This is a genomic window from Reinekea blandensis MED297, from assembly GCF_000153185.1.
Lineage (GTDB): Bacteria > Pseudomonadota > Gammaproteobacteria > Pseudomonadales > Natronospirillaceae > Reinekea > Reinekea blandensis.
In genome coordinates this window covers 431,427-456,978 of the sequence record NZ_CH724150.1, presented here as the reverse complement: position 1 = coordinate 456,978, position 25,552 = coordinate 431,427, and the positions used below count along the sequence as shown (strand labels likewise).

Sequence of the window (25,552 nt, the reverse complement as noted above, 5' to 3'; positions counted from 1 at the left end):
AAGTTGGTGTAATTTTTAAATCCAGCGAAATTTCGCTAAAAATAATTGAAATGCATCGGAGATTATTAATATGCACTTAAGCCGAGTGGATATGAACCTTCTGGTCTATCTCGATGCTTTGCTGAGAGAGCGAAGTGTCACAAAGGCGGCCCATAAATTGGGCATAAGCCAGCCTGCGATGAGTAACGGGCTGCGTCGATTGCGGGATCTGTTTGAGGACCCGTTGCTGATTCGAACCAGCGACGGTATGACGCCGACCGAGCGGGCTCGGGAGCTGGAGCCGATGTTGCGTCTGGCCTTGCAGTCGCTGGAAAAAGTCGTGCAGCCGCGAGCTCACTTTGATGCTCATGAGAGTCATCGGGTGTTCCGGATCATGGCCAGTGACTATGCTGAATCAACTCTGATACCGGCTCTGTTGAAGCGTTTGACCGTCGAGGCGCCGAATGTGGCGTTGGACATCATGACGCCCAGCGATGTCAGCTTTACCGATGTTGAGCAGGGTCGGGTAGACATGGTGATCAACCGGTTTGACCAGTTGCCGCAGTCGTTTCACCAGATGACCGTCTGGACCGATAACTTCTGTTGCATGCTGTCTGCAGACAACCCGATTCTTGAAAACTTCAGTCTGACTAATTACCTGCAGGCCCGCCATGTCTGGGTCAGTAAGACCGGTTATGGCGTGGGTGTGGGCGTGGACCCGAGCGATGTTCAGAAGCTCGGATTTGTTGATGAAGTGCTGCACCAGATGGGTAAAAAGCGGGATATCGCCGTCTTTACCCGGCACTATCAGGCCGCCATGTTATTGGCAGAGGAAAACGACCTGGTTGTGACCATTCCGGCGCGTGCCGCGCATTTGCAGGCGCGTAACCCGCGGTTGGCCGTTAAGGCGCCGCCCTTTGAGATTCCTTCTTTGCTGCTGAAAATGGTGTGGAGTCCTTTGCTTCACCATGATCCGGCGCATCGCTGGATTCGACGCTTGATTATCGACGTCGCTGAAGAAATTCCAGCACCTTATTTTTAAAGGTGGACCCTATAATAATTACTGTGAATGTGAATTATAAATTTAATTGATTAGCTGGATTTGGTCCTCGTCTTTATTCTGGAAGCACAACAAGAACGAGCAGAAGGTAAGTGACATGACCGACTACATACAATTGGGCACTCTCAAGGTTGCCAGAGAGCTTGCTGCGCTGATATCGGATGAGATGATTCCAGGCACTGGCGTTCAGGCGGATGCGTTCTGGGCTGAGTTGGAATCCATTTTTAACGATTTGGGGCCGGTCAATCAGGCATTGCTGGCGAAACGCGATGCGTTGCAGGCCGATATTGATCGTTGGCATCAGGCACGCGCCGGTCAACCGCATGACGCTGAAGCTTATAAAACCTTTCTGACCGACATCGGCTATCTGTTGCCCGAACCTGAAGATTTTCAGGTGACCACAGACAATGTTGATGACGAGATTGCGCAACAGGCGGGCCCCCAACTGGTGGTGCCGGTCAAAAACGCCCGGTTTGCACTCAACGCGGCGAATGCGCGTTGGGGTTCTTTGTATGATGCGTTGTATGGCACGGATGCGATTTCCGAAGACGGTGGCGCTGAACGAACGGGGGGCTACAACCCGGTTCGTGGTCAGAAGGTCATCGATTTTGCAAAAAATCATCTCGACCAGGTGGCTCCATTGGAGTTAGGCGAGCATGGTCGCGTCACTCGATACGCCATTGTAAACGGTGAACTGCTGATGACCCTGCAAGGTGGCGAGCCTACCGGGTTACAGAATCCGGAGTCGTTTGTTGGTTATCGTGGCGATCCGGGAGCGCCGGAAGCGATTCTGTTTCGACACAATGGGTTGCATGTTGAAGTGCAGATCGATGCAAATCATCCCATTGGTAAGACTGACCCAGCGGGTGTGAAAGATTTGTTGGTCGAGGCGGCCATCACGACCATCATGGACTGCGAAGATTCCGTTGCAGCGGTGGACGCTGAAGACAAAGTGGAAGTTTATCGTAACTGGCTGGGGCTGATGCGAGGCACGCTGACGGCCGAGTTTAACAAAGGCGGACAGACGATGACCCGTCGCCTGGAAACTGACCGGGAGTATACGGCAGGCAACGGCGAAACCTTTACTTTGCACGGGCGTAGCCTGATGTTTGTGCGCAATGTCGGTCATCTGATGACGAATCCTGCAGTACTGAATGCAAAGGGCGACGAAATACCCGAAGGCATTCTCGATGGCATGGTGACGGTGCTGGCCGCTCTGCACGACTTGAAAGGTCTGGGTGCGTTGCGTAACAGTCGACGTGGCAGCGTTTATATTGTTAAGCCAAAGATGCACGGACCTGAAGAGGTTGCGTTCACTGTGACCCTGTTCGAGCGGATCGAGCGGGCTCTGGGATTGCCGGCGCGTACGTTGAAAGTCGGCATTATGGATGAAGAGCGCCGAACGACGTTGAATCTCAAGGCTTGTATCCGAGAAGCCAGTGACCGCGTGGTCTTCATTAATACCGGATTCCTGGATCGAACCGGGGATGAAATTCATACCAGTATGCGTGCTGGGGTGATGGTTCCGAAAGGGCAGATGAAAGCATCTACCTGGATTCAGGCCTACGAAAACAGCAATGTTGATGTCGGCCTTGCCTGTGGCTTGCCCGGCAAGGCGCAAATCGGCAAGGGCATGTGGGCCATGCCTGATGAAATGGCAGCCATGCTGGAACAGAAGATTGGGCATCCGAAGTCAGGCGCCACCACTGCGTGGGTGCCATCACCGAATGGCGCGACACTGCACAGTACGCATTATCATCAGGTGAATGTTTTTGATCTGCAGGAGTCATTGAAAACGCGAACGTCGGCGTCTCGGGATGAGATTCTGCAAATTCCATTGTTAGACGATCCAGACAGTTTGACGGCTGAGGAGATTCAGAACGAACTCGATAACAATGCACAGGGCATTCTCGGTTACGTGGTTCGTTGGGTCGAACAGGGTGTCGGCTGTTCTAAAGTGCCGGATATCAATAACGTCGGGTTGATGGAAGATCGTGCGACGCTTCGGATTTCAAGTCAGCACATGGCAAACTGGTTACTGCACGGCGTCACCAATGAAGCCCAGGTTATGGAAACGCTGAAGCGGATGGCTAAGGTGGTCGATGACCAAAATGCGCAAGATCCGGATTATCGAGCGATGAGCCCGGACTTTGATCGCAGTGTTGCCTTTCAGGCGGCGGTCGATTTGGTGTTGAAAGGGACGGACCAGCCCAATGGTTACACAGAGCCATTGCTACATGCTTATCGCCAACAGGCTAAGCGTCAGTAAGTCGGCTGGGAATCTCTAGTAGACAAAAAAGGCACCGCTGAGCGGTGCCTTTGTCGTTTATCACGATGGGTATTTCGTGGTCCTGAGGTAGGGCAGTTTGACATCGATGTCGCCAAATTTTTCTTTTGCCTGTTCGTCATTGAGTGACAGTGCCACGATCACATCCTGACCTTGCTGCCAGTTAGCCGGTGTGGCAATCGGGTTGCCATAGGTTGCCTGCAGTGCGTCGAGTGCGCGCAGTACTTCTGCAAAGTTACGGCCAACGGACATTGGGTAGGTCATCGACAGTTGCAGTTTCTTATCGGGACTGAAAATGAATACCACGCGGACACTGGCTGAGTCTGCTGCGGTGCGACCGTCCGGGAGGTAGGCTTCTGCCGGCAGCATATCGAGGGCTTTCGAAACGGCCAGGTCATCGTCGGCAATGATCGGGAAGCCGGCTTTCGCCCCGGCAAATTTTTCAATGTCAGCTTTCCACTGTTTGTGTTCGTCGACGCCGTCAACGGACAGACCAATCACTTTGGTGCCGCGCTTTTCCCATTCATCGGCAAGCTGAGAGACTGCGCCGAACTCTGTCGTGCAGACGGGAGTGAAATCTTTCGGGTGACTGAACAGAATGGCCCAGTTGTCGCCGATAAAATCGTGCAGTTTGAAGTTACCCTGGTCGGTGACTAGGTCCAGATTCGGAACAACATCATTGATTCGTAGTGCCATGGTATTTCCTCGCTATCTGGTGTTGAGAGAGCGTGACAACGTGCTTGCGTCAGGCGGATACCGGAATCAGCAAACCTAACAAGAGAGTCACGAGGGCTACGATAGCACATCGGTGTTACGGTGCTATTAAAACAGTCATATAATTTACCTATTAAATCGATTGGTCGGTAGGTTTTTACGAAACGGCCCTGGATGCAGGGCTTTTGGGTGTTAACTTGTGCTCACGAGGCAGATGCGTTCGGGCTTGCCTTCGGCAAAACCGGAAAGATTCTCGATCGTCACTCTGGCAATAGCGCTGAGGGCTTCATTGGTGAAAAAAGCCTGATGTCCGGTGATCATGACGTTTTTGAAGGTCAACAGACGGGCGAAGGTGTCGTCACGCAGAATTTCATTGGAGTTGTCCTCAAAGAACAGATCCGCCTCTTCTTCGTAAACGTCTAACCCCAGGTAGCCGATCTGCCCGGTTTTCAGTGCATCAATGACCGCCTGAGTATCGATTAACGCTCCCCGGCTGGTGTTTAACAGCATGACGCCGGGTTTCATCTGACTCAGACTGTCCTGGTTGATCAGATGACGGGTCGCAGGGACCAAAGGGCAGTGAAGCGAAATGATATCGCTGTCGGACCATAGGGTGTCCAGAGAGACGTATTGCGCGCCAGCGTGCTCTGCCTCGGGGTTGGGGTAAGGATCTGAACAGATGACCCGGCAGCCAAAGCCCACCATGATGCGGATAAAGGCGATACCGATTTTACCGGTCCCGATAACCCCCACGGTTTTGCCATGCATGTCAAAACCCAACAGACCATGCAGCGAGTAGTCATTTTCACGAACCCGATTGTGCGCACGATGCAGATTTCGGTTAAGTGACATGGCCAGTGCGACGGCATGTTCGGCGACCGCATAAGGCGAATATTCCGGGACTCTGGCAACGGTGAGCCCGCGTTTTTCAGCTTGTGCCAGATCGACATTATTAAATCCGGCGCAACGAAGTGCGATTAATTGGACCTGGTTATTAGCCAAGGTGTCGATGACTTCGGCGCTCAATGTATCGTTGACGAAGCAACAGACCGCGTCAAAGCCGGCTGACAATGCTGCGGTCTGTTCGTCCAAGTGGGGCTCAAAGAAGGTGAATTCATGCTGGCCCTGATTGGCATTTTCAAGATGAGTTTTGTCGTAAGGTTTGCTGCTGAAAACAGCGACTTTCATGCTTGCTCCTTGGTGAGGTCAGGGATTAAAGCGAACTTCTTTTCCATCGACCCACAGTTTTTCGACGACCAGCTCATCTTTCAGTTTGCCATCATCATAGGTTGAGAATCTTACCGGAATGAAATTATGGTCTTTCGCCACCCAGATCAGCTTTTTTTCATCGCGTCGCAGCGGGTCCGTTTGGCGGATGATGAGCGTATGGACCCGGCCTCCGGCAAGCGTAAGCAGTTCTTCGCCGACGACTTCAAAGGCCAGATCATCGGGCCGGCTGTAGCGCATAAAACGGAAGTTGAACTCGGTTTCGCCGGCTTTCAAACCCTGTCTCATCGGAATCTGAAAGCTGTTCGGGTCGTGAATGAGTTCTCTCAGCGGGTGACTGTGGCTGTCTTTTTTCACCTGTCCGCTGACGGTCTGCTTTGCCCAGTCAAAGCGCCAGTTAATGTCTTCCCGGTAAAAGAGGATCTTCAGGCGGCGTTCAAAGTCCAATGGTCGATAGAGGCCATCGTCAGTGATTTCGCCATGAGTGGTTTCAGACAGTTTGAGCGGGCCGTCGTTTAACCGAACCTTGAGTTGCCAGCTGTTCTGGTCTGTATGGTTAAATGAAATGTAGCCTTCGGACTTGATATCGATGGCACCGTGACGAACCGCGCGGATCTCCGCCCGGTAGTCGCTCAGTTCGGATTGAGCGAATGAGAGCGCGCTACCGATGAGAGTTATCAGCAGCACGCAGATCGTGCGCAACATAAACAACGCCTTTGTTGAGTTCAGGCGTTAGTATCAGTGAAAAGGTAGGGAAATTGAAGAACTTCGCCATCAAGTTGAGGTAAGCCTTCAGCAAAGGTTAAGCGACCCGAACAAAACCAGCGTACAACTTCAGGATAGAGGTGATGTTCCTGAGCGAGCACCTTTCGGTTCAGCGTTTGTACCGTATCGTCTTCGCTGATGGCAACCTTGGCTTGCGCAATGAGCGGACCACCATCCAGTTCGGCGGTTACCAGGTGAACGGTAGCGCCTGCCTCATGATCGCCGGCGTCCAGCGCGCGCTGATGGGTATCCAGTCCCGGATATTTAGGCAGTAGTGATGGATGAATGTTCAGCATACGGCCATGGTAGCGATCGACAAACGACTTGGTCAGAATCCGCATGAAGCCGGCCAGGACGATCAGATCGGGCGTGTATTGGTCAATGGCTTCGGCGAGGGCAGCATCAAAGGCTGCCCGATCTTCAAACTGTTTATGATCCAGTGTAATGGCATCCGCCCCGGCTTTTTCCGCCCGGCTCAGCCCCAAGACGTCGGGACGGTTGGAAATCACCGCGGTGACTTGGCCGTCGATATCCCCGGCAGCGCACTGATCCAGGATCGCCTGAAGGTTACTGCCGCTGCCGCTGATCAGAACAACAATTCGTTTGCTCATTCAGTTCTGGATTCCATCAATGATCACAGGTTCGCCATTGCGCGCTTCGATAACGCCGATGGTGACTGGTGATTCGCCCAGTTCATTCAGTCTCTGGGTGATGTCATCTGAACGATCAGCCGGGACGATCAGAACCATGCCAATACCGCAGTTGAAAGTTCGCAGCATCTCAACGTCGGTAATGTTGCCTTGTTCCTGTAACCAGTCAAAAACGGCAGGCCGCTGCCACTGTGTGGCATCCAGGTGAATCGCCAGGTTATCCGGCAGTACGCGAGGGAGGTTTTCCCAGAATCCGCCGCCGGTGATGTGTGAAAGCGCATTCACCGGATGATCTTGCAGCAGTGCCAGAACCGATTTGACGTAAATGCGTGTTGGCTGCATCAGGGCATCGGCCAGGGTTGAATCGCCCAGAGGTTGTTCCGGATCCGCACCAGAGTGCTCCAGTACCTTGCGGATCAGGGAATAGCCATTGGAATGTGGTCCGGAGGAGGGCAGACCGATGACGATATCACCCGCTGCGACTTTGCTGCCATCGATGATCCGATCTTCTTCGACCACGCCAGTACAAAAGCCGGCCAGGTCATAGTCGTCACCGTCATACATGCCCGGCATCTCGGCGGTTTCCCCACCGACCAGTGCACAATTAGATTGCTGGCAGCCGACACCGATTCCCTCAACGACCCGCGATGCGACGTCGACATTCAGTTTTCCGGTGGCGTAGTAATCCAGGAAGTACAGCGGTTCCGCCCCGAGGACCAGCAGGTCGTTGACACACATGGCCACCAGATCGATTCCGATCGTATCGTGGCGATTCAGATCCATCGCCAGTTTCAGCTTGGTTCCGACACCATCAGTGCCCGACACCAGAATCGGCTTTTTATAGCCTTCCGGAATGCGGCACAAGGCACCGAAACCACCGATCCCCCCGAGGACTTCTGGCCGGCGTGTCGCCTTTACCGTACCTTTGATTCGATCAACGAGTTCATTACCAGCGTCAATGTCGACACCAGCGTCTTTGTAGCTCAGAGAGGGTTTTTCAGGGGTGGTCATCTAGGGCTCCAGAAGAATCAATACAGGGCCTGTCCGTCAGGCGGGCGCATTGTATCAGGGTCACAGAGGCAGATCAGCATGTCCATTTGGTCAGTTTTCGTTTTTTTATTCAACAAGTTGTTACTGACCCGGCGACCGGTGGGGTTCGCTTTGCTGTATTGTGCGCACAATGCAAATTAAGTGTTAACAATGCCCGATATTGGGCGGGACAGCCTGTTTTTTTTTGGATGCTCTGTCACAATAGCGCCTGTTTTGTCAGTCATTTCAGGATAAGGACGGTGACGTTGGTGGGCATTTGGAGAAGTTTTAAAAACGTTATTGCGGTAGTCGCGGTCATGGCAGGAGTGGCCGTGGGCGGGGCGAATGCCGCCACAGATCTCGATCTTTATCAGGAATCGGTGGTGGTCAGTCAGAACGCTGATCGTCAAGAGCAGAATGAGGCCATTGCGGAAGCGTTTTCCCGGCTGATTGTTCGTGTTACGGGCTTGCAGCAGTCGCTGGACAACGAAGCCATTCAGGAAGCACTGACCCAGGGCGCCGACTATATTGCAACCTTTCGTTTTGATGTCAGTGATCAGTTTTTCACCAATGTGCTTGGTGAACAGGTGCCGACTAAAGAAATGGTGCTCCAGTTTGATAAAAATGCCGTCGACACCTTACTGGTGCAGAACCGGCTTCCGGTTTGGGGTCAACGTCGTCCCGATGTTCTGGTCTGGCTTGCCGACAGGTTGGATGGCCAGGAACATATTCTGACCGACGCTGAAGGAACGGAGGTTTCTCAGGCGCTGTTGGCATCGGCAACTGAACGTGGGATTCCGGTGGTCCTGCCGATCGGGGATTTGACGGATACATTGAATTTGTCGTTTTCTGAGTTGTATGGCTTGTTTTCGCGGGACATCGAAACCGCGTCAGAGCGCTACGAGCACGACGCCATACTCGCCGGTCGTATTGTACCCGCGGCGGGCAATGACGTGCAGGCAGACTGGTTACTGTTATTTAAAGGGGAACGTCTGCGCCTGCCAACCGTATCGGGTTCAGTGAGTTCTGTTGTCGCTCAGGGCATTGATCTGGTAGCGCAACGTTTGTCCGAACAATATGCCTTGATGCTGGACCCCACGATGATTGGCAATCTCTCGGTCAATGTTCTTGGGGTTGAAAAGCTCGATGATTTCGCAGCGGTCGAAAACTATCTCAAGTCAATTAACCTGATTACCCGGGCAACCCTGAGTCGTTTCAGCGAAGACGGTGTTGAGTTTCTGGTCGAAGTCAGCGGTGATCGTTCGCAGTTAATTGACGTCCTGGCCCTGGATGATCGCCTGCTGCCGGTGACTGAAACCACCTTGAATGCGCAATTGGATAATCGGCTGGTGTATCGCTGGCAGAGTAACTGATAACCACAAGGACTAAGTTGTGCAGATTACGGATTCTCAGAAATGGCTTGTGTTGGCGAGCCTGGTGTTGCTGTTTTGGCTGATCACATTGCTGTCACCCATTCTCAGCCCCTTTTTGACGGCGTTGCTCTTAGCCTATCTCGGTGATCCGCTGGTCGATAAGCTGGAAGAATGGAAGCTGAGCCGAACTCAGGGCGTCGTGGTTACCTTTCTGGTGCTGGCCTTGATATTTGCGTTGGCAGCCTTGTTGGTTATACCGGCATTAATTCAGCAGATTGACGATTTAATCAAGCTCGTCCCTCAGGGCGTTGCCTGGATTAAGAATGAAGCCACCCCCTATCTGGAGCAACGGTTTGATATTGACCTCTATGAGTTCGATTGGGCATGGCTCAGTGCGAAACTCGACTGGGGCGCGACCGGCAATGTTGTCCGCTCGGTACTGGCAAACCTTACGCAGTCCGGTCTGGCGATGGTGTCTTTCATTGGTAACCTGGTGTTGATTCCCGTGGTGACTTTCTATCTGCTGCGTGATTGGGATCTCCTGGTTGAGCGCGTGGGTGCTTTGATTCCGAGATATTACATTGCCAATGTCAGTTCACTGGCTCAGCAATGTCACGAAACCTTAGGCGCATTTTTCCGTGGCCAGTTATTGGTCATGTTGGCGCAAGGAATTATTTATTCCATTGGTTTAATGGCAATAGGCCTAGACCTGGGACTACTGGTTGGCATGCTCGCGGGTCTGGCGTCGATTGTTCCGTACTTAGGCGCCATCATTGGTATCGGTGCAGGGTTGTTTGCGGCTTGGTTCCAGTTTGGCGATCTGCTGCATCTGGTCTTGGTGTTGGTCGTATTTGGTGTCGGACAAACGTTGGAAGGAACGGTTCTGACCCCGAAGTTAGTCGGTGATCGTATTGGTCTGCATCCGGTGGCGGTGATCTTTGCCGTCTTGGCCGGTGGCCAGCTGTTCGGTTTTGTTGGCATTCTGTTAGCGCTGCCGGCAGCGGCCGTCATTATGGTACTGCTGCGTCAGGTGCATTCGAACTACCGACTGTCTTCACTGTACGGCTCCGATCCTCAGGAACAAACCGAAGGCGAGGATTACACCGCTCAGGATGTTTACGCTGAGAGCGATGATAATACGGTGGACAAGCAACCGTCCGAGCCAGGTACAGATGATGCGGAGAAAGATCGTTGAGCCACAATCACATCAGTCCTCAGTTACCGCTCCACGTCAGCTTTGCCGAAGACGCTGTCTTTGAAGATTATTTGCCCGGACAGAATGCTATTGCCATTGGCACGTTGCGCCAGTCACTGGCGAACCTCACGGATCATCTGATTTATCTCTGGGGCGCTAAGGGCGTTGGTGTCAGTCATTTGCTGCAGGCCTCGATTCATGACTTGCAGGTCCAAGGGTTTGATGCGGTTTATTTACCGCTGTCGGAATGTCTTGAGTACGGCCCGGAAGCGCTGGAAGGCTTAGACCAGTTGCATGCCGTAGCGCTGGACGATATCGACCTGATTGCTGCCGATGCACACTGGCAGGAAGCCGTATTTCATTTTTACAACCGGATGCGTGACAGCGGTCGTCATCTGATGGTTGGTGCTCGTTGCAGCCCTTTACAGTTGCCTTTGACGTTGGCAGATCTAAAGTCCCGGCTCAGTTCAGGTTTGACCATCAGCTTACTGCCGATGACTGATGAAGAGCGGGTCACCTGGGTGATATGGAAGGGACGTCGTCGTGGATTGGTCATCGGGCGCGATGTCGCTGAGTTTCTCATTACCCGGCATAACCAGAACATGAAAGAGCTGGTGACCACCTTTGACCGCCTCGATTCTGCATCACTGGCTGAAAAACGTAAGATCACCATTCCGTTTTTAAAGCAGGTGCTGGGGCTTTAAGTCGGGCGCGTGAGCAACCGTTATGAACAGTTGCTCAAATGTCGGTTAATCGATAAAAGGATTGCCACTCGGCAAGTTGATGCGTCGTTTGAAGTCTCTCAGTTCAATGGCGTCTTCACTGAGTTGAACATCACTATCGGTCATGACCGATTCCCCAAATGCGTACATGACTGACAAACCGTTTTCCCGGGTGTCGCGATCAAACTCAGCCTGAGCATCCAAGATGGCCTCGTTGCGGTGGCGATACTGGGTGAGGTTATTCTTGCCGTGACGCTGGGACATCAGCTCCAACGTTTTTGCCGGCGACAAAATCAAAGCGCTGGCGTTGTTACCACCAAAACCCTTCGAGTTAATAACCGACGCCAGCATCTGTTCGCCGTTGTCTCCCACCGCGTGATGGTCCATAAGAATGTTCAGGTTGCTTTGATGAACGTCTTCAGCAATGTGGTCGATGGTTTTGATGCCTGGTACCAGGCCCGTGTTCCAGACGCCGAGCGCGGCACTGATCTGGTCGGCTGCTGCCGGTCCCAGCGAATGACCGACGTAAGACTTGATGGCTGAGACCGCCCAGTTTTCGATCCCGAAGGTTTTCGCCACCTCGTTCATGATGTGAGACTCGGTGACCCGATTCTGCGGAGTGCCGGTGCCATGGGCCATAACAAAAGAGCGTGGCAGGTCGTTACCGAGAATGCCTTTAGCCAGGGACGTGGCTTTGGCCATCGTGATGTAGTTGCCGACGCCGGGTCCGGATATGGATTTTTTATTGGCATCCGCATTGACGAAAACGTCAGCGACGGAACCAAACACCGTCGCACCGAGTTCCAGTGCCAGTTCGTCATCCATTAACACCATAAACTGAGCCGATTCAGCCATGGTGAAACCGGCATTGGCTGAGAACGGACGACAGGCTCGACGATTATCAGCGGTGTCAGAACCATCCAAGGCTTTCAGCTGCTCATCTTCGGCCAATGCACCCATGATGCGGAAGCCTTCCATGATTTCCGGAACGACGGGTGCCTCGGCATTCCCTACAATGGCCACCCGGCATTGTCCGGATTGTATATCAATCAGGCCCTGACGCAGATTGTAGAGGAAGGTTGCACAGGCACCGGCATTAGACCCGGTGTTTCCCACGCTGTTGATCATATAGCTGTTGATAAAGTCCGCTGCCATTTCAGGCAGCGTTAACGGCATCATTTTTGAGGTGGTGCGTTTGCCGTTGTAGCCTGCCTGATACAGGCCTTGTAATCCGTATTGATCCATTTGACTGATGGCCGATCCGGCATAAACCGACACCGCGTCGGGCGAGACTTTTTCAAGAATGGTTTGCCATGGGATGCCAACAGAACGAATGGCATCGGAGGCACCATAGACCGCCATTTGCAGGCCGCGGGGGTGATGCGCAGCATTGTAGTAATCGGCCGGATTGAAGCCTGTTGGCAGTTGTCCGGCGGAGCAAACACGGCTCTGATAAGCGTCTGGTAATATTGTATCGAGGCCATCGGGGACGGTAACTGAGACCGTTTTCGTATCGCGATCACGTACATCCCAGTGCGCCGGGATCGTTTCCGGCAGTTGGTTTTTCTTGATAACGAACTCGATGGGGTTGTCGAGCAGCAGCTGTGCTTTTTTTCCGGTTGGAACGGCGTCGCACGGGTAGTGGCTTTCTTCAATTCTGCGTACCAGCGTCCCGTTGAGCAGATCCTGATCCCGTTGTGGTGAAGCGAGGTCGAGTCCCATTATTGTAGAGAGGTCTTGCCAGGTATCTTTTAGCTGTTCTGCCGACAGGGCTTCATGAACCATGCGTTTATGGCCGTGGTGCATGGAGGTACGTCCGGCGGCATTAATACCGCCAAAGCCGACAATTACCGGTAACTTTTTCATTTGTCTGCTCAATAAAGTTTGATTTGCGGGCAATATAGGCGTTTACTGAGGTTGGTGTTATAACTATTCGGACAAAATTTTGTCTTATTCGGATATTTCTGTGTTGCTGTGATGAAGCTGGCTTTTTTACTGTACCCTCAAATTCTGACAACCGGGGTGTCGATCCCCGTCGAAATGTTTCACGCGGCTGATCAAGCGGTTGGCCATCTCGCCGGTCAGGGCGTTCAGGTTTATTTTGTTGCCGAGCGCATCGGCCCGGTGTCACTGACAGCGGGAATCGAGCTGGTTGCACAGTCCGATTTTGCAAAGCCGTTGGATGTCGACTTTGTCTTCTGTCCGCCGATGTGGGGCTCTCCCTGGCAGTCGTTCACAAGACAGCGGCAAGCTCAAAACTGGTTGAGAGCTCAATACCAGCAGGGCAGTCGTCTGGTGGCTACCGGGTCCGGTGTCGGCATGGTTGCCGAAGCGGGACTACTGGATGGACGGGTCGCGACAACGCATTGGTATTACCTGGAGCGGTTCCGCCAGCGATTTTCTTCGGTTAATTTTCAGACAGAGCATTTCATCACACATGAAGACGGCATTTATTGCGCCGGTTCTATTAATGCGCAAACCGATCTGGTGCTGTACTTCATCGAGCGGGAGTTCGGTGAAGAGGCGTTGGCACTGGTTGAACGTCAGTTTATGCATGAAATCAAACGAGATTTCAGTACACCGTTTTATGAGCCTGGCGGGGCTGTTCATGACGATGAAATTGTCAGTCTGGTCCAGAGTTGGGTTCGGTCACACCTGAATGAACCCATCAGTCTTGCACAGCTTGCAGCCGTGGCAGGTCAGTCGGAGCGGCAGATCCGACGTCGGTTTAGTGAAGCGACCAAAGAGTCGCCAATGCAGTATGTGCAGAAAGTGAGGCTCGAAGAAGCACGAGCTTTGTTGCGCGAAACCAACTTGAGCGTGACTGAAATTGCATCTTCGTGCGGCTTCACTGGTGTGGCTTATTTTGCGAGAGTGTTTCGGCAATCAACCGGGATGTCTGCCGGGGAGTACCGGCAGATGGTTCGTAAAAAGCTGTTCTCCGATTTATGACTTTTGTTTTTCTTTAGCGGCTTTTTTGAATGGTCGCAGCCAGGCAACGGCATAGAAGAACGCGGTGAGGTTAAACAGGGTCATCAGCGTGCCCCCGAAAAAACCACCCGGCGAAAAAATTTTCAATATCGCAAATACCAGATAAGCCAATAAGAAAAAACTCAACCAACTGACACTGCCGGGCGTGGGCTTTAGTACAGTGGGGATAAAAAACATCAGGGGTAGTACCGTAATTAATGACATCATGAGTCCGGTTCCGAACCACTCAGGTAAAGAGAGATCGGTGCCTGCTGGTGACGGGCCGGACAAGAAGGTGCCTAAAATGCAGGCCATAATCAGCAGAAAAAAATGCCATTTCAGCCGAGTGTTAATATTGACGCGTTTTTGTTTCATTCATCAACCTTAGTGCGTAGGTCGCCAGTCGAGCGCCCTGATGGCGGGCGAGGTTTTTAAGTTCAGGGTGCAGAGCGTTATGAGACTCCCCGGCGATGTGAGAAACGCCATAAGGCGAACCTCCACCGATAGTCTCGTGCAGCCCAGGCTCGGTAAATGGAACCCCGGTAATGAGCATGCCATGGTGAAGCAGAGGATTGATCATGGACAGGAGGGTGGACTCCTGCCCGCCATGTGGCGTGGTAGTTGAAGTGAATACCGTTGCAGGTTTGCCCACCAGTCGGCCACTGACCCAGCTACCGGTTGTTTGCTCCAGAAAGTATTTTAACGGTGCGGCCATATTGCCAAACCGACCAGGCGAACCTAATGCGATAGCGCTGGTCAGGGCAAAGTCGTCTTCAGTGCAAAAAAGAGGGCCATCGGCGGGTATATCCGTGGCGTCCGGGTCAAAGTCCGGTGAGACTGATGGTACCGTGCGGACGCGGGCTTCGATGCCCGGAACCTGATCGATGCCCTGTGCGATTTCTGCTGCCAAAGCAGCGACGCTGCCAAAACGACTGTAATAAAGTACCAGAACGTACGGCAATCAGAGAATCTCCAGTAACGCTTCGGTAGGACGGCCGATACGCGCGCCTTTGTCAGTGACCAGTACTGGTCGCTCCAGGAGCTTGGGTGATTGAGCGATGGCGGCGACGATGTCGGACTCTGAACTGTCTTTGCTCAGTTGATGTTCCTTATATTCTGCTTCTTTTGTTCGTAAAAGATTGTGTGCCGGTAAACCAAGCTGTGACAGCAACGATTGGATCTCACCGGCACTTAATGGCGATTTCAGGTACTCTCGAACCTCGAATGAAATGCCTTTTTCTTCAAGCAGTTGTTTTGCCTGTCGTGATTTTGAGCAACGAGGGTTGTGGTATAAGGTGTTGGCCATGGTTGTGTCCTGAATGAGATTTGACGAGTGAAGACGCTATTGTATGGGATAGTTGAAAAGGTTCGCAATTTTCTGCGCAGTGACTTGGTCGCGGGTGCGCACATAGGTCAACATGCGTCGGTGCTGACGCTGACCACACTTTTTGCGTTGGTGCCATTGGTCAGCGGTGTGCTTTGGTTTTTGTCACAGGTTCCCTCCGTTCAGTCTCAACTCATTGAGCAGTTTGATGTGTTGTTGTCGTATCTGATTCCTGAACAAGCTCTGAGCTGGCGCTCCAGAGCGGACGAATGGGTTCAGGATGTCAGCAGTCTGCAGGGATACTCCGCCATTTTATTATTTGGTTCGTTGATATTTCTGGTGAACAAAGTCGACAAGACCCTGCATTGGGTTTTTCAGATTGAACAGGGTCGTGGTCGTCGGCGCTGGCTGCACTATCTGTGGGTGATGCCCGCCTTGATGATGACACTGATTGTCGCGATGACGTTGGTGCTGTTGTTGCAGATTATGCTTGGAACCGGGCTACTGGCGCTGTTACCAGGTGTGAACCTGACGTCGGTTCCTGTGATGTGGTTACTGCTGATGGCTGTATATCGCCTGTCCAGCCGTGGAATGATTACCTGGCGGGACAATGCTGCTGTCTCACTGGGTGTGACAGTTCTCTTTCTGTTTTTGAAATTTGGTTTTGCCTGGCTTTATATCACCTTGCCAAACTGGTCGATTGTGTTTGGTGTCTTCTCGGCGGTACCACTTTTTCTTCTGTGGACCCAAATGGCCTGGAGTATTTTTTTATACGGGGCGGTCATGCTGCGCTGGCTAACACACAGATGATATGCAGTCGAGCTCCGTTCGATTAGCGGGTTGTCCGGCGATATGTGGCATAGACCTTTTCAAGTTCGTTCTGATGCCACATCTGTGCATCCGCACCATCGTCCTTGCCGGCATACAGGTCCAGCTCTTTCAGTGTTTGAAAAAAGCCCGGGCGAGGGTAGGGTTTGCCGCTTTTCTGAATCACGACCGCTGCCAGCTGAGGTTGCTTGAGTAAGGCATCTTCTTCCTGAATGGCTTCAAGCAATGTCGTGGTTTTCCGAATCATACCGGGTGAGCGGAAAGACAGCCGTTCAGCCAGGGTTTTGTAGTCAATGGTTGTCTGGTCTCGAGCTACCGCTTCAAGACAGGCTCTGACTAAGTTCGTGTCTGGGGCTGTGGTGTGCGAATCGGGCATTGGTGTCATTTTGACCTGTATATGGTTGCGTCAGCTGCTGACCAAAATTGTCACTGTTCTGAAAACTAATCGATTCAGGCTGTGAAGTCACTCTCAATGTAAAGAGAAAGTCATTGCGCTGGATCAATATTGTGACGTGTCACCGCTTTTAATTGGGCTTACCTGATACTTTCTTTCCCGATAAAAGAACCTCAAAGTCCAAAATCAGGGGTCTCGGAGAGAGAAATGTTCAATTCTAGTAGTTTACTGACGGTTATAAAAGCTGGGATGCTGAGCGCGGTAATTCTGCTCAGCGCCTGTTCTCAACAATATGGGGATGGTGAGGAACGCACTTCAGGAAATCATGAGGCGGGCCAAAAAATCTATGCTGAACAATGTGCGTCCTGTCACGGACCCAATGGTGATGGCGGTTCTGGTGGCGCCCTGATCGCCTGTTCATCATGTGGTTCCCAAGAATCGTTAGTGGCAAAAATCGAAAAAGATATGCCAAGTGCCGCTAATCCGATGAGAGGACAATCCGCTGCCGACGTTGCCGCATTTGTTCTGGCCGAACTTAACAGCTCAACGTCTGGTTCCGTTGCCCGCTCGCTACCTGGCGTGGGAACGATGGATCCCGAAGAAGCTGTCTACAAGATAGCGTTTGAGCTGGCGGGTCGCTTGCCGACAGAACAAGAAGTTGAAACCTTTCTCTCTGACCTGGAAGGCGAGAAGCAAGTCGTTTACGGGTTTATGGAAAGCGATTACTTTTATGAGCGCTTAAAAGACTTGTTCAACGATAAGTTATTGACGGATCGTTTTCGTAAGGAAAATACGGGAAGCACAAACTCAATCCGAAACCTTTACGGAAATACGTTCCGTCGCCGAGATTCGAACAATGACTTATATACAATTTTGCCTGACCTGAACTGGGACGATGATTTCCGTTCAGAAAACGAACTTGATATCTCTGGCAATTACTTAGAATACTTCACTACGGAAGCCTTGGCACGCAAGCCGCTGTTGTTTGTAGAGTATCTTGCGCGCAATAATCGAGACTTCCGTGAACTTGTTTCTGGTAAATATACCGTGGTGAATCGCTTTAGCTTTGAAGCGTTCAATAATGGCGATAACGGTCCAAACGTAAAATTAGTCGATCCTGATTCTGATGACTCAAATGGTGCGTTGGATCTGGCCGATGCAGATGATATCGAATGGAAGGAATGGTCTTCTCAGCAAGAACTGCTTGACTATATTGATGTTGTTGCGCTTTACGAAAATCCCACTCGCAATGGCGATGTTTCACAAAACTATATCCTTGATGAGTTTCCGTACGATCCACGTGACCTCAAGCCAGTCCAGATGTACTACAACACTGATGCCAGTATGACACCGAGTACTCGAGGAGTGCCGCATTCTGGGATCATTACCGATGAAGTTCTTTTAAATAAGTACACGGCTACTGAGACCAATATGCACCGTAACCGAGCGTGGATGGTCTATTGGTTCTTTGCTGGTAAGGATTTGCTGGCGATCGAAGGGAACCGAGTGTTGGAAGACCTGGAGTTTGAAGATTTTTCCAATAGCGTTGGTATCGATGATCCGACTGCGTCTAACCCAGATTGTATTCTGTGTCATGAAATTATGGATCCGGTTGCAAAAGCCTTCCAAAACTATGACCTCGATGGGGTTTATGACATCAGTAATCCCGATGAAGTCCCGTATCATGACGACACCATTGGTTGGGGCCTTTCAAAAAGTGAGTTTCAATCTGGGGGCGTGAACGGCTACAACACTCGTGAACTTCAATGGCTGGGTGAGCAGGTCGCTTCAGATGGCGCCTATCCGAAAGGTATTGCCCAGATTGTTGTGAGTGGGATGACGGGTCAGCCCATTTTAGGCCAGCCGGGTGAAGATTCGCCAGAAGCCTATCGACGGGCCTACCAAATGCAGTCGCGTCTGATTCAGAGTGCGGCAGGTGAGTTTGCTGGTGGTGGTTTCAATATTAAAGACTTGATCTATGCGGTGACCAAAAGTGCTTACTTCCGCTCAGACAGCTTATTTTATGACGGCGTTTCTGAAGAGTATGAACAGGTCGGGTCGATTCGATATCTTCCTCCGCAACTGTTGAACCAAAAACTGCGTGCTCTGAATTCAGGCGGTTGGAACACCCCTGGCTCTCTGAACCTGTACAGTCTGAACGATCGTAAGTTCCTCGGCGGTAAAGATTCGATTGACGTATTTGAAGATTCAGACTCCGTCAGTGGTATCGTCTCTGCGATTACGGAGCGTATGGCAGTTGATGAATCCTGTGACATCGTTCGTAATGAGTTCAACTCACCTATCGAAGATCGTTTGTTGTTTACAATTGCAGATGAAAATGTCGATCTGAGCGCGCCTACAGCGGCCGGTCGCTTGGCGCAGCTAAAGGTGATTCGTAAGCAGATTGCGCGCTTACACTTAGCGGCACTGCATCAGAAAGTAGATTTTGACAGCGAAGAGGTCGATATTGCCTACGAACTGTTTGTTAATGTGCTTGAAGATGATCCGTCACTTGGGTGTGGTACTGGCGGTAACTCTAGGGTTCGCAAGGCTTGGTTTGCGGTTATGACCTACATCTTGTCTGACTATCGTTTCATCTACAGCTGATTAACGGAGAACTGAACTATGAATCGTCGAGAATTTATGAAAACGGTCAGTGCCTCCGGTATGGTTTTGGTGTCTCCGGTCGCTTTGACCGGTCGAGCACAGGCTGCGGATCTGACCCCAGTGGGCCAATATTTTGTTTTTGCGCATCTTGGAGGCGGTTGGGAACCTACAACATTTTGCAATCCAAAAGGCAATGAAATTCGGGGTAATATCAACCCTAATGCCCGCAATGCAGGCAGCCCTGTGAATCGATATCCTGCCAGTTCAATACGCAAGGCGGCAGATATCTATGCTGGCTCAGCCAATATTTCTGATGAGATGTCTTATGCACCTTATCTTGGCACCTTTAATCAGGAAGATGAGGACGGAAATCGTGATGATGGTGCTGCGAATCAAGGCCTGACGACGCAGCATATTCGCCAGATTTTAAGCGGAACCATCAGTGGCAATACGCTAACGGCATCGTCTTCAACCAATTGGCTGGAGGATGCTGCCGCGGTTGAGAACGTGCAAACGAATGCGAGAGCCATCCTTGAGGAAAAGATTGATCGGGTTAACATTGCTACCGCTGGAATTCTGGATGACCTGGTCGACAGAAACCTGGCAATTAATGGTGATAACACCATGAACTCCAACCTTTTCATGTACGATGCCTTCGTTTGTCTCCATGCGGACAATCTGCGTGTTTTAAATGGTGTAGACAACCGTACTAACTCACACAGCACCGGAACGACCTATGCGGACACCGGTACCATGGCCATGGGATACCCTGATTTCAGCGCTCTTTACGCAGCCGTGCAAGGTGCGGATCGCCCGATGGCATGGATGACTGACGGCGGTGGCAATAGTCAATCTGCGGGTCTGGTGGCAAGCTCTGGTGCTTCGAGTGCAAATATTTTTAACATCGTTGCAAGTCCGACAGACGGTGATACCGATGCAATCGATAGTTACTTAAATACCGCTAGAAATAAGCGCAAAGCATTGCAAAAGGAAAAAGAAAACCTACCGTTGCGTCGTCAGTTTCAGGATCAGCTCTATCTCGTCAGAGAACAGGGTGTGGAGTTTTCGGGTGCAGCCGCGGAGCTGGATAATCCACCGGCGGGTTCGTTGGCAGCAGAAGTTAAAGATGATTCAAACTCCGGACGGCGAGATCACATGCGATACGCGGTTGCTGGCTTTTCCTCAGGAATGGCGTCGTCGATGCAAGTGGGTTTTGGTGGATTCGACACCCATGGAGATCACGACAACCGACATTACTTCCGTATCCGTGACGTTCTGAGGGACTTGCACTTCCTGTTCCGAGCGCTTGAAGCCTACAATATTCAGGATCAGACCACGATCGTCGTTGGCTCTGATTTTGGTCGAACGCCTTGGTACAATGATGGCAATGGCAAAGACCATTGGGCGGTGACCAGCTACATGTTGATGGGTAATCACGTCAACGGGGGAACTCAAATCAATGCGACTAATGCACTGGTGGAAGCCAAAGATATCCGAGTTGAAGGAAACGAACTGGTCCCTGTTGATGTAGCCAGTACACGAATGACGGCGTCACATATTCACTATGCTTTGCGTAAAAAGGCGGGAATATCGACACATCCGTTCGCGCTTGAGTTTCCGATTGAGGCCGAAGACATCCCGATTTTTGGATGACTTAGTTTGGAAACAGTACAGGCAGCCGTTGGCTGCCTTTGTCTTGTAATAAGTAAACGAGTAGTTATGAAAAACGTATTGTTAACAGGTTTGATAGCCGTCTCACTGTTAAGCGGTTGTGTTACTGTCAGTCCCTGGCAGCGCGGTAACCTGGCAAAAGACGAGATGAGTTGGTCCGCAGATCCCTTGGAAAGCACATTGGATGGACACGTCTACTTTGCTAAAGAGGGTTCTTTTGGTGGTGGTTCGGCCGCTGGTGGCGGCTGCGGATGTAACTGATTTAACAGGAACGTTTTTCATGTCAGATGTATTAAAGAAACTTACCGCCAGTGCCTTGGCGATTCCGGGTATGGCAAGCAGTGTTGCGGCGGCAGGACCAGCACAATCAGAAGCATCTTACCGCTATACCTATTACACGGAAGACGACAGTCCGGCAGCCCGCGACGATGCGGGTATCGCTCAGGAACGCTATACCATTCAGGTGCATCAGTTTCATCTGCTGATGCCCGTCAAAGACAAATATTCTGTGACTGTCGAGTCCAGCTTTGAACACATGGCCGGTGCTTCGCCGGTATACACCTATGTCCCGGAAGGTGAAGAAGAGGTCTATACTCACTTTGCCGGTGCTTCTAAAGAGTTGCGTTACGATTTGACTGCCGCCGGGCGTGTGTACGGGGCGACAACCGAAGCTGGTGCTGCGGCCTATTTTTCGATCGAGCGTGATTACATTGCCTTGAACGCCGGCATCGATGGGGCGGCTCAGATTAATGATCAGATGACGACACTGAGTGGCGGTCTCAGTTTTGGTTATGATTGGATGAGCCCAACGACGCTGAGAGACGAAGGGTCGGAAGACCAAGCCGCAAATGAACCTGGACGTTATTACGCCAATGACGAAAGCAAATGGCAAGTTTCAGTCTCAGAGGGCATCGGTCAAATCATTAATATGAACCTGGTGGTTCAGGGGAATGCGACTTTTACCTACAAAAAAGGTTATCTGTCGGATCCTTATCGCGATTGTCCTCATGCTGAGTCGGTGCCTTGCGACATTCGTCCAAGTACTCGGTCAGTTGGAACGCTGTCGCTGGGCGCACGTCGTTTCCTGCCGGATCTTAACGCGGCCGTACACGCCGATTATCGGTTATTTTTGGATTCCTGGGGCATCGCTTCCAGCACCATCGACCTGGATTACTATCAGAACTGGGCGCCGAACTGGTCGTTTTTTACCAATAATGGCGTCAATATTCAGGTTGTTCCCGGGTTGCGATATTACGTTCAGACGAGTGCCTATTTTTATGAGGTTCCTGATCTGAACGAGAACGATCCCTTTTACACCGTGGATACTACAACCTTTTATTCCAGTGACCCGCGTTTGTCTCATTATGGTGCTTTAGCCGCCAAGCTGAGGGTGAATGCTGATTTCCGTAACTTCACGTTAAACACCTATGCCGAGCGCTATGCTGCTAATCCGGCCTATGGGTTTAACTTTGATGAAGAAGCCCCTGGATTACCAGGGTTCTGGAGATTTGGCACTGGATTGGACTATCGTTTTTAACGTAATTGACCATGCCTTTAGTTCAGCACCGCTTTAAAGCCATGGGTGGTCCCTGCGAAATCAGCCTTTGGCAATCTGATGAGCGGTCATCATTGCCACTGCTGCAAGTCATGGAAGCCGAAGTTCGGCGATTGGAGCGCAAGTTCAGTCGGTTTCGCGAAGACAGTTTGGTTTGCCGGTTGAATCGAGGGGAACTAAATGGCATTGGGCTGGACGAAGAAACGCAAGGTTTGATGAGTTTCGCCAATCACTGCTATGAGCTCAGTGATGGGCTGTTTGATCTTACGATCGGAGCTTTGCATCGGGTTTGGTCATTTTCTGGCAACCAGGTACCTGAAGAGGAAGCTGTGCAGGCAGCTTTGACAAAAGTAGGCTGGCCGAAACTGGCCTGGGACGGGAACGCTGTGAACATTCGAGACAGTGTTGCGGTCGACCTCGGTGGCCTGGTTAAAGAGTTTGCGGTTGATCGTCTGGTGCAGATTTTGCGTGACGCTTCTGTGCCGGGGCTGGTCAACCTGGCCGGAGATATCGCCGCGAGTGATGTACAGCCTGAACAGACCCCATGGACTGTGGCAGTTTGCCATCCGCGGGAGCCGGGTGCGATCGCCAAGGTTGAGCTTAAACGGGGCGCTTTAGCCACCAGTGGTGATTATGAGCGTTACATCGAAACCGACACTGGGCGTTACTGTCATCTGCTTCGCCCCGATACGGGGTTCCCGGCGCAGAATGGTCTGTGCTCAGTCAGTGTTATCGCTGAGCAATGCATTATCGCAGGAAGTATGTCCTCGATCGCGATGTTAAAAGGCGAAAGCGGACTGGATTGGTTACAGAAGGTCGATTTACCCTATTTGGCGTTTGATCAGGCGTTGAATGCCAGCGGCACTATTAAGGTATAAGAGAACATGAGAAAAGTTTGGTTTTTTATCGGAATGCTCGCATCGTCGCTGTTGTTTGCTGACGAGTTTCTGGACGTTGATGACGCCTTTTCAGTGAATGTCCAGAGGGTAGGGGATTCGTTGACGGTCGAGTTTGATATCGCGCCTGATTATTACCTCTATCGTGACCGTTATTCGATCAGAGCGCAGGGCGCAGCGGATGTCACATCTACACAGTTTGGCGACAATGTTCTGATCAAGTACGACCCTAATTTTGATGAAGATATGGCCGTTTTTTACGACGTCATGTCAGTGCGCCATGCGGTATCCGGCGCTCAGGAAGAGCTTGTTCAACTGACATACCAGGGTTGTGCAGATGCTGGATTGTGTTACCCGCCTCAGAAACGGCTGTTCGATTTGAACGGTAATCCGGTTGCCATAGAGCCGACAACCTTGTCGCTTGACCTGAGTTCTGAGCTGTCCGGTGCCGAAACGCTTGATCTCAACGAAGCCTCAAATGAATCGGGCGTTGGGTTAACTCTGATCAGCGCTACACTGTTTGCCCTGATCGGTGGACTCATTCTGAACCTTATGCCCTGTGTTTTTCCTGTACTGTCACTGAAAGTCATGCAAATGACTCAGTTTGGTGACTCCCCTGCGCATACTCGGTTGCATGGTCTGGCTTATACGGTTGGCGTCGTAGTCAGCTTCCTAGTGGTAGCTTCAGTGCTGCTGCTTATTCGGTATTTCGGAGACTGGGTCGGCTGGGGTTTTCAGTTGCAGTCTCCGTACTTTGTCGCGGCTCTGGTCCTGTTGTTTTTTGTCATGTCATTAACCATGTTCGGATTCGTTGAGTTCGGGCAGTCTATGATGGGCATCGGGCAGGGGTTAACTGAAAAGTCGGGTATGGCCGGGTCGTTTTTTACCGGTGTCTTAGCGACGGTGGTGGCAACACCCTGCACGGCGCCGTTTATGGGTTCTGCAATCGGTTTCGCCTTGCTCCAGCCAGCATATGTGAGTTTGTTGATTTTCGCCGCCATGGGGCTTGGCTTGTCTTTACCGGTGTTATTGATCAGCTTGATTCCGAAATTGGCAGGTTGGATGCCGAAACCCGGCGCATGGATGACCACCTTTCGTCAGTTGATGGCGTTTCCCCTCTTTGCAACGGCTTTGTGGCTTCTTTGGGTGCTTATTGAGTTACAGGGAACCAATGCGCTTTTACAGGTTGGTCTCGGACTTATTCTGCTGACGATGGCGTTGTGGCCAGCGTTATCATCGAGTTCCGCCGGTTCCACCGGTGGCCGCTGGTTTAAGCGTACGGTCCGTGTTGCGTTGGTGGTGACAGCCGGGTTCATGGTCTTCGATCAACGTCAGTCGGAATCTTTATGGCAAGAATACAGCCCTGAGTTGGTTCAAGCCTCTCTGTCAGAAGGGCGTTCGGTCTTTGTTGATGTGACCGCGGCCTGGTGTATCACCTGTAAAGCGAATGAACGCGTCGCGTTATCGGGAGAGCGGTTTGAGTCATTGGTTGAACGGGAAGACGTCGTTTTGATCAAAGCGGATTGGACAAACCCTTCACCATCGGTTGATCAGTTGATTGCTGGTTTTAACCGAGATGGCGTTCCTCTTTATGCATTTTACGAAAAAGGATCTCCGGTACCTGAAATATTACCTCAGATTCTGACGGCTAATCTCATTGAAGAGGTGTTTACCGGGAGTTGACCAAAGGACGTCTGGTTAACATCACCGATGTGAATGTTTTTTGAATGCAGTCTTGTTATTTGTACGACATCAACGATATTGTCTACTCTCTAAAAAGCCCAAGTGGGCTTTTTTTCGTCTGAACGGTAAATTGAACTGAAAGGAAAGGATCTTGGAGCGACACCGGACGCCCCCCGTCATTATTGATATTGAAGCCTCTGGATTTGGTAAGGGCAGTTACCCTATTGAAATCGGGGTCGCGACCGACAATGGTGAGTCCCGGAACTGGCTGATACGGCCAGAGGACGATTGGACCCATTGGCAACCTGATGCTGAAAAACTCCATGGCATTCAACGAGAGACGCTGATCGAAGAAGGGCTATCACCACGATTTGTTGCCAGTGCCCTGAACGAATTGTTTGAAGGTCAGATTTTATACACCGATGGCTGGGGATTCGATTCTGGCTGGTTGAGCCTGTTATTTTATGTTGCTGAGCAGAAAATGTTGTTTAAGCTCGAAACATTGCCAAAAATCCTGTCGCAATATCAACTGGAGCATTGGGATGAAAACAAGGCGGCGCTGCGGGAGAAACATGGTTTTCGACATCACAGCGCCGAGGACGATGCTCGTCTGCTTCAACTTA

General features: G+C 51.4%; 24 protein-coding genes. 14 read left to right on the top strand and 10 right to left on the bottom strand.

All coding sequences use genetic code 11. From position 1 onward, the window contains the following. Nucleotides 1–70 precede the first annotated feature (70 nt). Entirely contained in the window at nucleotides 71–1,021 is a 951-nt protein-coding gene (locus tag MED297_RS07510) for a LysR family transcriptional regulator (RefSeq protein ID WP_040556736.1), read from the top strand. Nucleotides 1,022–1,136: 115 nt separating this feature from the next. Further along, nucleotides 1,137–3,308, top strand: a complete 2,172-nt coding sequence (locus MED297_RS07505) for a malate synthase G (RefSeq protein ID WP_008043756.1) — start codon at nucleotides 1,137–1,139, stop codon at nucleotides 3,306–3,308. Nucleotides 3,309–3,368: 60 nt separating this feature from the next. Here the strand turns inward: MED297_RS07505 and MED297_RS07500 are convergent, their stop codons facing one another. From MED297_RS07500 to purM, 5 genes are all read right to left on the bottom strand, one after another. Beyond that, nucleotides 3,369–4,022, bottom strand: a complete 654-nt coding sequence (locus MED297_RS07500) for a peroxiredoxin (protein WP_008043755.1) — start codon at nucleotides 4,020–4,022, stop codon at nucleotides 3,369–3,371. A gap of 210 nt (nucleotides 4,023–4,232) precedes the next feature. Continuing rightward, on the bottom strand, nucleotides 4,233–5,228 hold the full coding sequence (locus MED297_RS07495) for a 2-hydroxyacid dehydrogenase (protein ID WP_008043754.1): 996 nt from the start codon (nucleotides 5,226–5,228) through the stop codon (nucleotides 4,233–4,235). Between the two features lie 18 nt (nucleotides 5,229–5,246). Beyond that, a complete protein-coding gene (locus tag MED297_RS07490) occupies nucleotides 5,247–5,972 on the bottom strand; it encodes a DUF3108 domain-containing protein (protein WP_008043753.1) in 726 nt (241 codons plus the stop codon). 20 nt (nucleotides 5,973–5,992) lie between these two features. Then, the gene (gene purN / locus MED297_RS07485) at nucleotides 5,993–6,643 is read right to left on the bottom strand and encodes a phosphoribosylglycinamide formyltransferase (RefSeq protein ID WP_008043752.1); all 651 of its coding nucleotides are present in this window, start codon (nucleotides 6,641–6,643) and stop codon (nucleotides 5,993–5,995) included. Further along, entirely contained in the window at nucleotides 6,644–7,693 is a 1,050-nt protein-coding gene (gene purM, locus MED297_RS07480) for a phosphoribosylformylglycinamidine cyclo-ligase (RefSeq protein WP_008043751.1), read from the bottom strand. It lies immediately after the preceding gene. Nucleotides 7,694–7,980: 287 nt separating this feature from the next. On the opposite strand from purM, the gene MED297_RS07475 reads away from it, so the two are divergent. Genes MED297_RS07475 through hda form a run of 3 tightly spaced genes read left to right on the top strand, consistent with a single transcriptional unit; the run spans nucleotide 7,981 to nucleotide 10,983 of the window. After that, nucleotides 7,981–9,084 (top strand): DUF2066 domain-containing protein, encoded by a 1,104-nt coding sequence (locus tag MED297_RS07475; protein ID WP_161599281.1) that lies wholly within the window; start codon nucleotides 7,981–7,983, stop codon nucleotides 9,082–9,084. A gap of 19 nt (nucleotides 9,085–9,103) precedes the next feature. Further along, complete coding sequence (locus MED297_RS07470; protein WP_008043749.1) at nucleotides 9,104–10,279, top strand: AI-2E family transporter; 1,176 nt, start codon at nucleotides 9,104–9,106, stop codon at nucleotides 10,277–10,279. Next, a complete protein-coding gene (gene hda, locus MED297_RS07465) occupies nucleotides 10,276–10,983 on the top strand; it encodes a DnaA regulatory inactivator Hda (protein WP_008043747.1) in 708 nt (235 codons plus the stop codon). Before MED297_RS07470 ends, hda begins: the two co-directional genes overlap by 4 nt. 45 nt (nucleotides 10,984–11,028) lie before the next feature. Here the strand turns inward: hda and MED297_RS07460 are convergent, their stop codons facing one another. Continuing rightward, nucleotides 11,029–12,867, bottom strand: a complete 1,839-nt coding sequence (locus MED297_RS07460; protein WP_008043745.1) for a beta-ketoacyl synthase — start codon at nucleotides 12,865–12,867, stop codon at nucleotides 11,029–11,031. Nucleotides 12,868–12,978: 111 nt separating this feature from the next. On the opposite strand from MED297_RS07460, the gene MED297_RS07455 reads away from it, so the two are divergent. Further along, nucleotides 12,979–13,953 (top strand): GlxA family transcriptional regulator, encoded by a 975-nt coding sequence (locus tag MED297_RS07455; RefSeq protein ID WP_008043744.1) that lies wholly within the window; start codon nucleotides 12,979–12,981, stop codon nucleotides 13,951–13,953. Here MED297_RS07455 and MED297_RS07450 read toward each other — a convergent pair. The 3 genes from MED297_RS07450 to arsC are packed head-to-tail and all read right to left on the bottom strand — an operon-like array spanning nucleotide 13,948 to nucleotide 15,277. After that, complete coding sequence (locus MED297_RS07450; protein ID WP_008043742.1) at nucleotides 13,948–14,346, bottom strand: DUF2069 domain-containing protein; 399 nt, start codon at nucleotides 14,344–14,346, stop codon at nucleotides 13,948–13,950. The two genes, MED297_RS07455 and MED297_RS07450, sit on opposite strands and share 6 nt — an antisense overlap. Continuing rightward, nucleotides 14,321–14,932, bottom strand: a complete 612-nt coding sequence (wrbA, locus tag MED297_RS07445) for an NAD(P)H:quinone oxidoreductase (RefSeq protein ID WP_008043741.1) — start codon at nucleotides 14,930–14,932, stop codon at nucleotides 14,321–14,323. Before wrbA ends, MED297_RS07450 begins: the two co-directional genes overlap by 26 nt. Next, a complete protein-coding gene (gene arsC, locus MED297_RS07440; RefSeq protein WP_008043740.1) occupies nucleotides 14,933–15,277 on the bottom strand; it encodes an arsenate reductase (glutaredoxin) in 345 nt (114 codons plus the stop codon). It lies immediately after the preceding gene. 27 nt (nucleotides 15,278–15,304) lie between these two features. Between arsC and MED297_RS07435 the strand changes: the two genes are divergently transcribed. Further along, complete coding sequence (locus MED297_RS07435) at nucleotides 15,305–16,105, top strand: YihY/virulence factor BrkB family protein (protein ID WP_083779371.1); 801 nt, start codon at nucleotides 15,305–15,307, stop codon at nucleotides 16,103–16,105. Between the two features lie 22 nt (nucleotides 16,106–16,127). On the opposite strand, the gene MED297_RS07430 is transcribed toward MED297_RS07435, so the two are convergent. Then, the gene (locus MED297_RS07430; protein WP_008043737.1) at nucleotides 16,128–16,499 is read right to left on the bottom strand and encodes a hypothetical protein; all 372 of its coding nucleotides are present in this window, start codon (nucleotides 16,497–16,499) and stop codon (nucleotides 16,128–16,130) included. A gap of 225 nt (nucleotides 16,500–16,724) precedes the next feature. On the opposite strand from MED297_RS07430, the gene MED297_RS07425 reads away from it, so the two are divergent. The 7 genes from MED297_RS07425 to MED297_RS07395 form a co-directional block, all read left to right on the top strand. Continuing rightward, nucleotides 16,725–19,124: a c-type cytochrome gene (locus MED297_RS07425; RefSeq protein WP_154650866.1), complete on the top strand. Its 2,400-nt coding sequence runs from the start codon at nucleotides 16,725–16,727 to the stop codon at nucleotides 19,122–19,124. A gap of 18 nt (nucleotides 19,125–19,142) precedes the next feature. Then, nucleotides 19,143–20,777 (top strand): DUF1501 domain-containing protein, encoded by a 1,635-nt coding sequence (locus MED297_RS07420; RefSeq protein ID WP_008043730.1) that lies wholly within the window; start codon nucleotides 19,143–19,145, stop codon nucleotides 20,775–20,777. A gap of 66 nt (nucleotides 20,778–20,843) precedes the next feature. After that, nucleotides 20,844–21,056, top strand: coding sequence for a DUF4266 domain-containing protein (locus MED297_RS07415; protein WP_008043729.1), 213 nt, complete (start codon nucleotides 20,844–20,846; stop codon nucleotides 21,054–21,056). Between the two features lie 19 nt (nucleotides 21,057–21,075). Then, the gene (locus MED297_RS07410) at nucleotides 21,076–22,332 is read left to right on the top strand and encodes a DUF3570 domain-containing protein (RefSeq protein ID WP_008043727.1); all 1,257 of its coding nucleotides are present in this window, start codon (nucleotides 21,076–21,078) and stop codon (nucleotides 22,330–22,332) included. An 11-nt stretch (nucleotides 22,333–22,343) separates the two neighbouring features. After that, entirely contained in the window at nucleotides 22,344–23,228 is an 885-nt protein-coding gene (locus MED297_RS07405) for an FAD:protein FMN transferase (protein WP_008043725.1), read from the top strand. A 6-nt stretch (nucleotides 23,229–23,234) separates the two neighbouring features. Beyond that, nucleotides 23,235–24,929, top strand: coding sequence for a protein-disulfide reductase DsbD family protein (locus tag MED297_RS07400; RefSeq protein ID WP_040556732.1), 1,695 nt, complete (start codon nucleotides 23,235–23,237; stop codon nucleotides 24,927–24,929). Between the two features lie 151 nt (nucleotides 24,930–25,080). Next, nucleotides 25,081–25,552: 3'-5' exonuclease (locus tag MED297_RS07395; protein WP_008043723.1), on the top strand; the 472-nt coding region annotated here is incomplete at its 3' end.

What these genes read in the sequence shown, in the direction of transcription:
- MED297_RS07510 (WP_040556736.1), top strand. Translation starts at nt 71, where the DNA reads ATGCACTTAAGCCGAGTGGATATGAACCTTCTGGTCTATCTCGATGCT.
- MED297_RS07505 (WP_008043756.1), top strand. Translation starts at nt 1,137, where the DNA reads ATGACCGACTACATACAATTGGGCACTCTCAAGGTTGCCAGAGAGCTT.
- MED297_RS07500 (WP_008043755.1), bottom strand. Translation starts at nt 4,022, where the DNA reads ATGGCACTACGAATCAATGATGTTGTTCCGAATCTGGACCTAGTCACC.
- MED297_RS07495 (WP_008043754.1), bottom strand. Translation starts at nt 5,228, where the DNA reads ATGAAAGTCGCTGTTTTCAGCAGCAAACCTTACGACAAAACTCATCTT.
- MED297_RS07490 (WP_008043753.1), bottom strand. Translation starts at nt 5,972, where the DNA reads ATGTTGCGCACGATCTGCGTGCTGCTGATAACTCTCATCGGTAGCGCG.
- purN (WP_008043752.1), bottom strand. Translation starts at nt 6,643, where the DNA reads ATGAGCAAACGAATTGTTGTTCTGATCAGCGGCAGCGGCAGTAACCTT.
- purM (WP_008043751.1), bottom strand. Translation starts at nt 7,693, where the DNA reads ATGACCACCCCTGAAAAACCCTCTCTGAGCTACAAAGACGCTGGTGTC.
- MED297_RS07460 (WP_008043745.1), bottom strand. Translation starts at nt 12,867, where the DNA reads ATGAAAAAGTTACCGGTAATTGTCGGCTTTGGCGGTATTAATGCCGCC.
- MED297_RS07455 (WP_008043744.1), top strand. Translation starts at nt 12,979, where the DNA reads ATGAAGCTGGCTTTTTTACTGTACCCTCAAATTCTGACAACCGGGGTG.
- MED297_RS07450 (WP_008043742.1), bottom strand. Translation starts at nt 14,346, where the DNA reads ATGAAACAAAAACGCGTCAATATTAACACTCGGCTGAAATGGCATTTT.
- arsC (WP_008043740.1), bottom strand. Translation starts at nt 15,277, where the DNA reads ATGGCCAACACCTTATACCACAACCCTCGTTGCTCAAAATCACGACAG.
- MED297_RS07430 (WP_008043737.1), bottom strand. Translation starts at nt 16,499, where the DNA reads ATGCCCGATTCGCACACCACAGCCCCAGACACGAACTTAGTCAGAGCC.
- MED297_RS07425 (WP_154650866.1), top strand. Translation starts at nt 16,725, where the DNA reads ATGTTCAATTCTAGTAGTTTACTGACGGTTATAAAAGCTGGGATGCTG.
- MED297_RS07420 (WP_008043730.1), top strand. Translation starts at nt 19,143, where the DNA reads ATGAATCGTCGAGAATTTATGAAAACGGTCAGTGCCTCCGGTATGGTT.
- MED297_RS07415 (WP_008043729.1), top strand. Translation starts at nt 20,844, where the DNA reads ATGAAAAACGTATTGTTAACAGGTTTGATAGCCGTCTCACTGTTAAGC.
- MED297_RS07410 (WP_008043727.1), top strand. Translation starts at nt 21,076, where the DNA reads ATGTCAGATGTATTAAAGAAACTTACCGCCAGTGCCTTGGCGATTCCG.
- MED297_RS07405 (WP_008043725.1), top strand. Translation starts at nt 22,344, where the DNA reads ATGCCTTTAGTTCAGCACCGCTTTAAAGCCATGGGTGGTCCCTGCGAA.
- MED297_RS07400 (WP_040556732.1), top strand. Translation starts at nt 23,235, where the DNA reads ATGAGAAAAGTTTGGTTTTTTATCGGAATGCTCGCATCGTCGCTGTTG.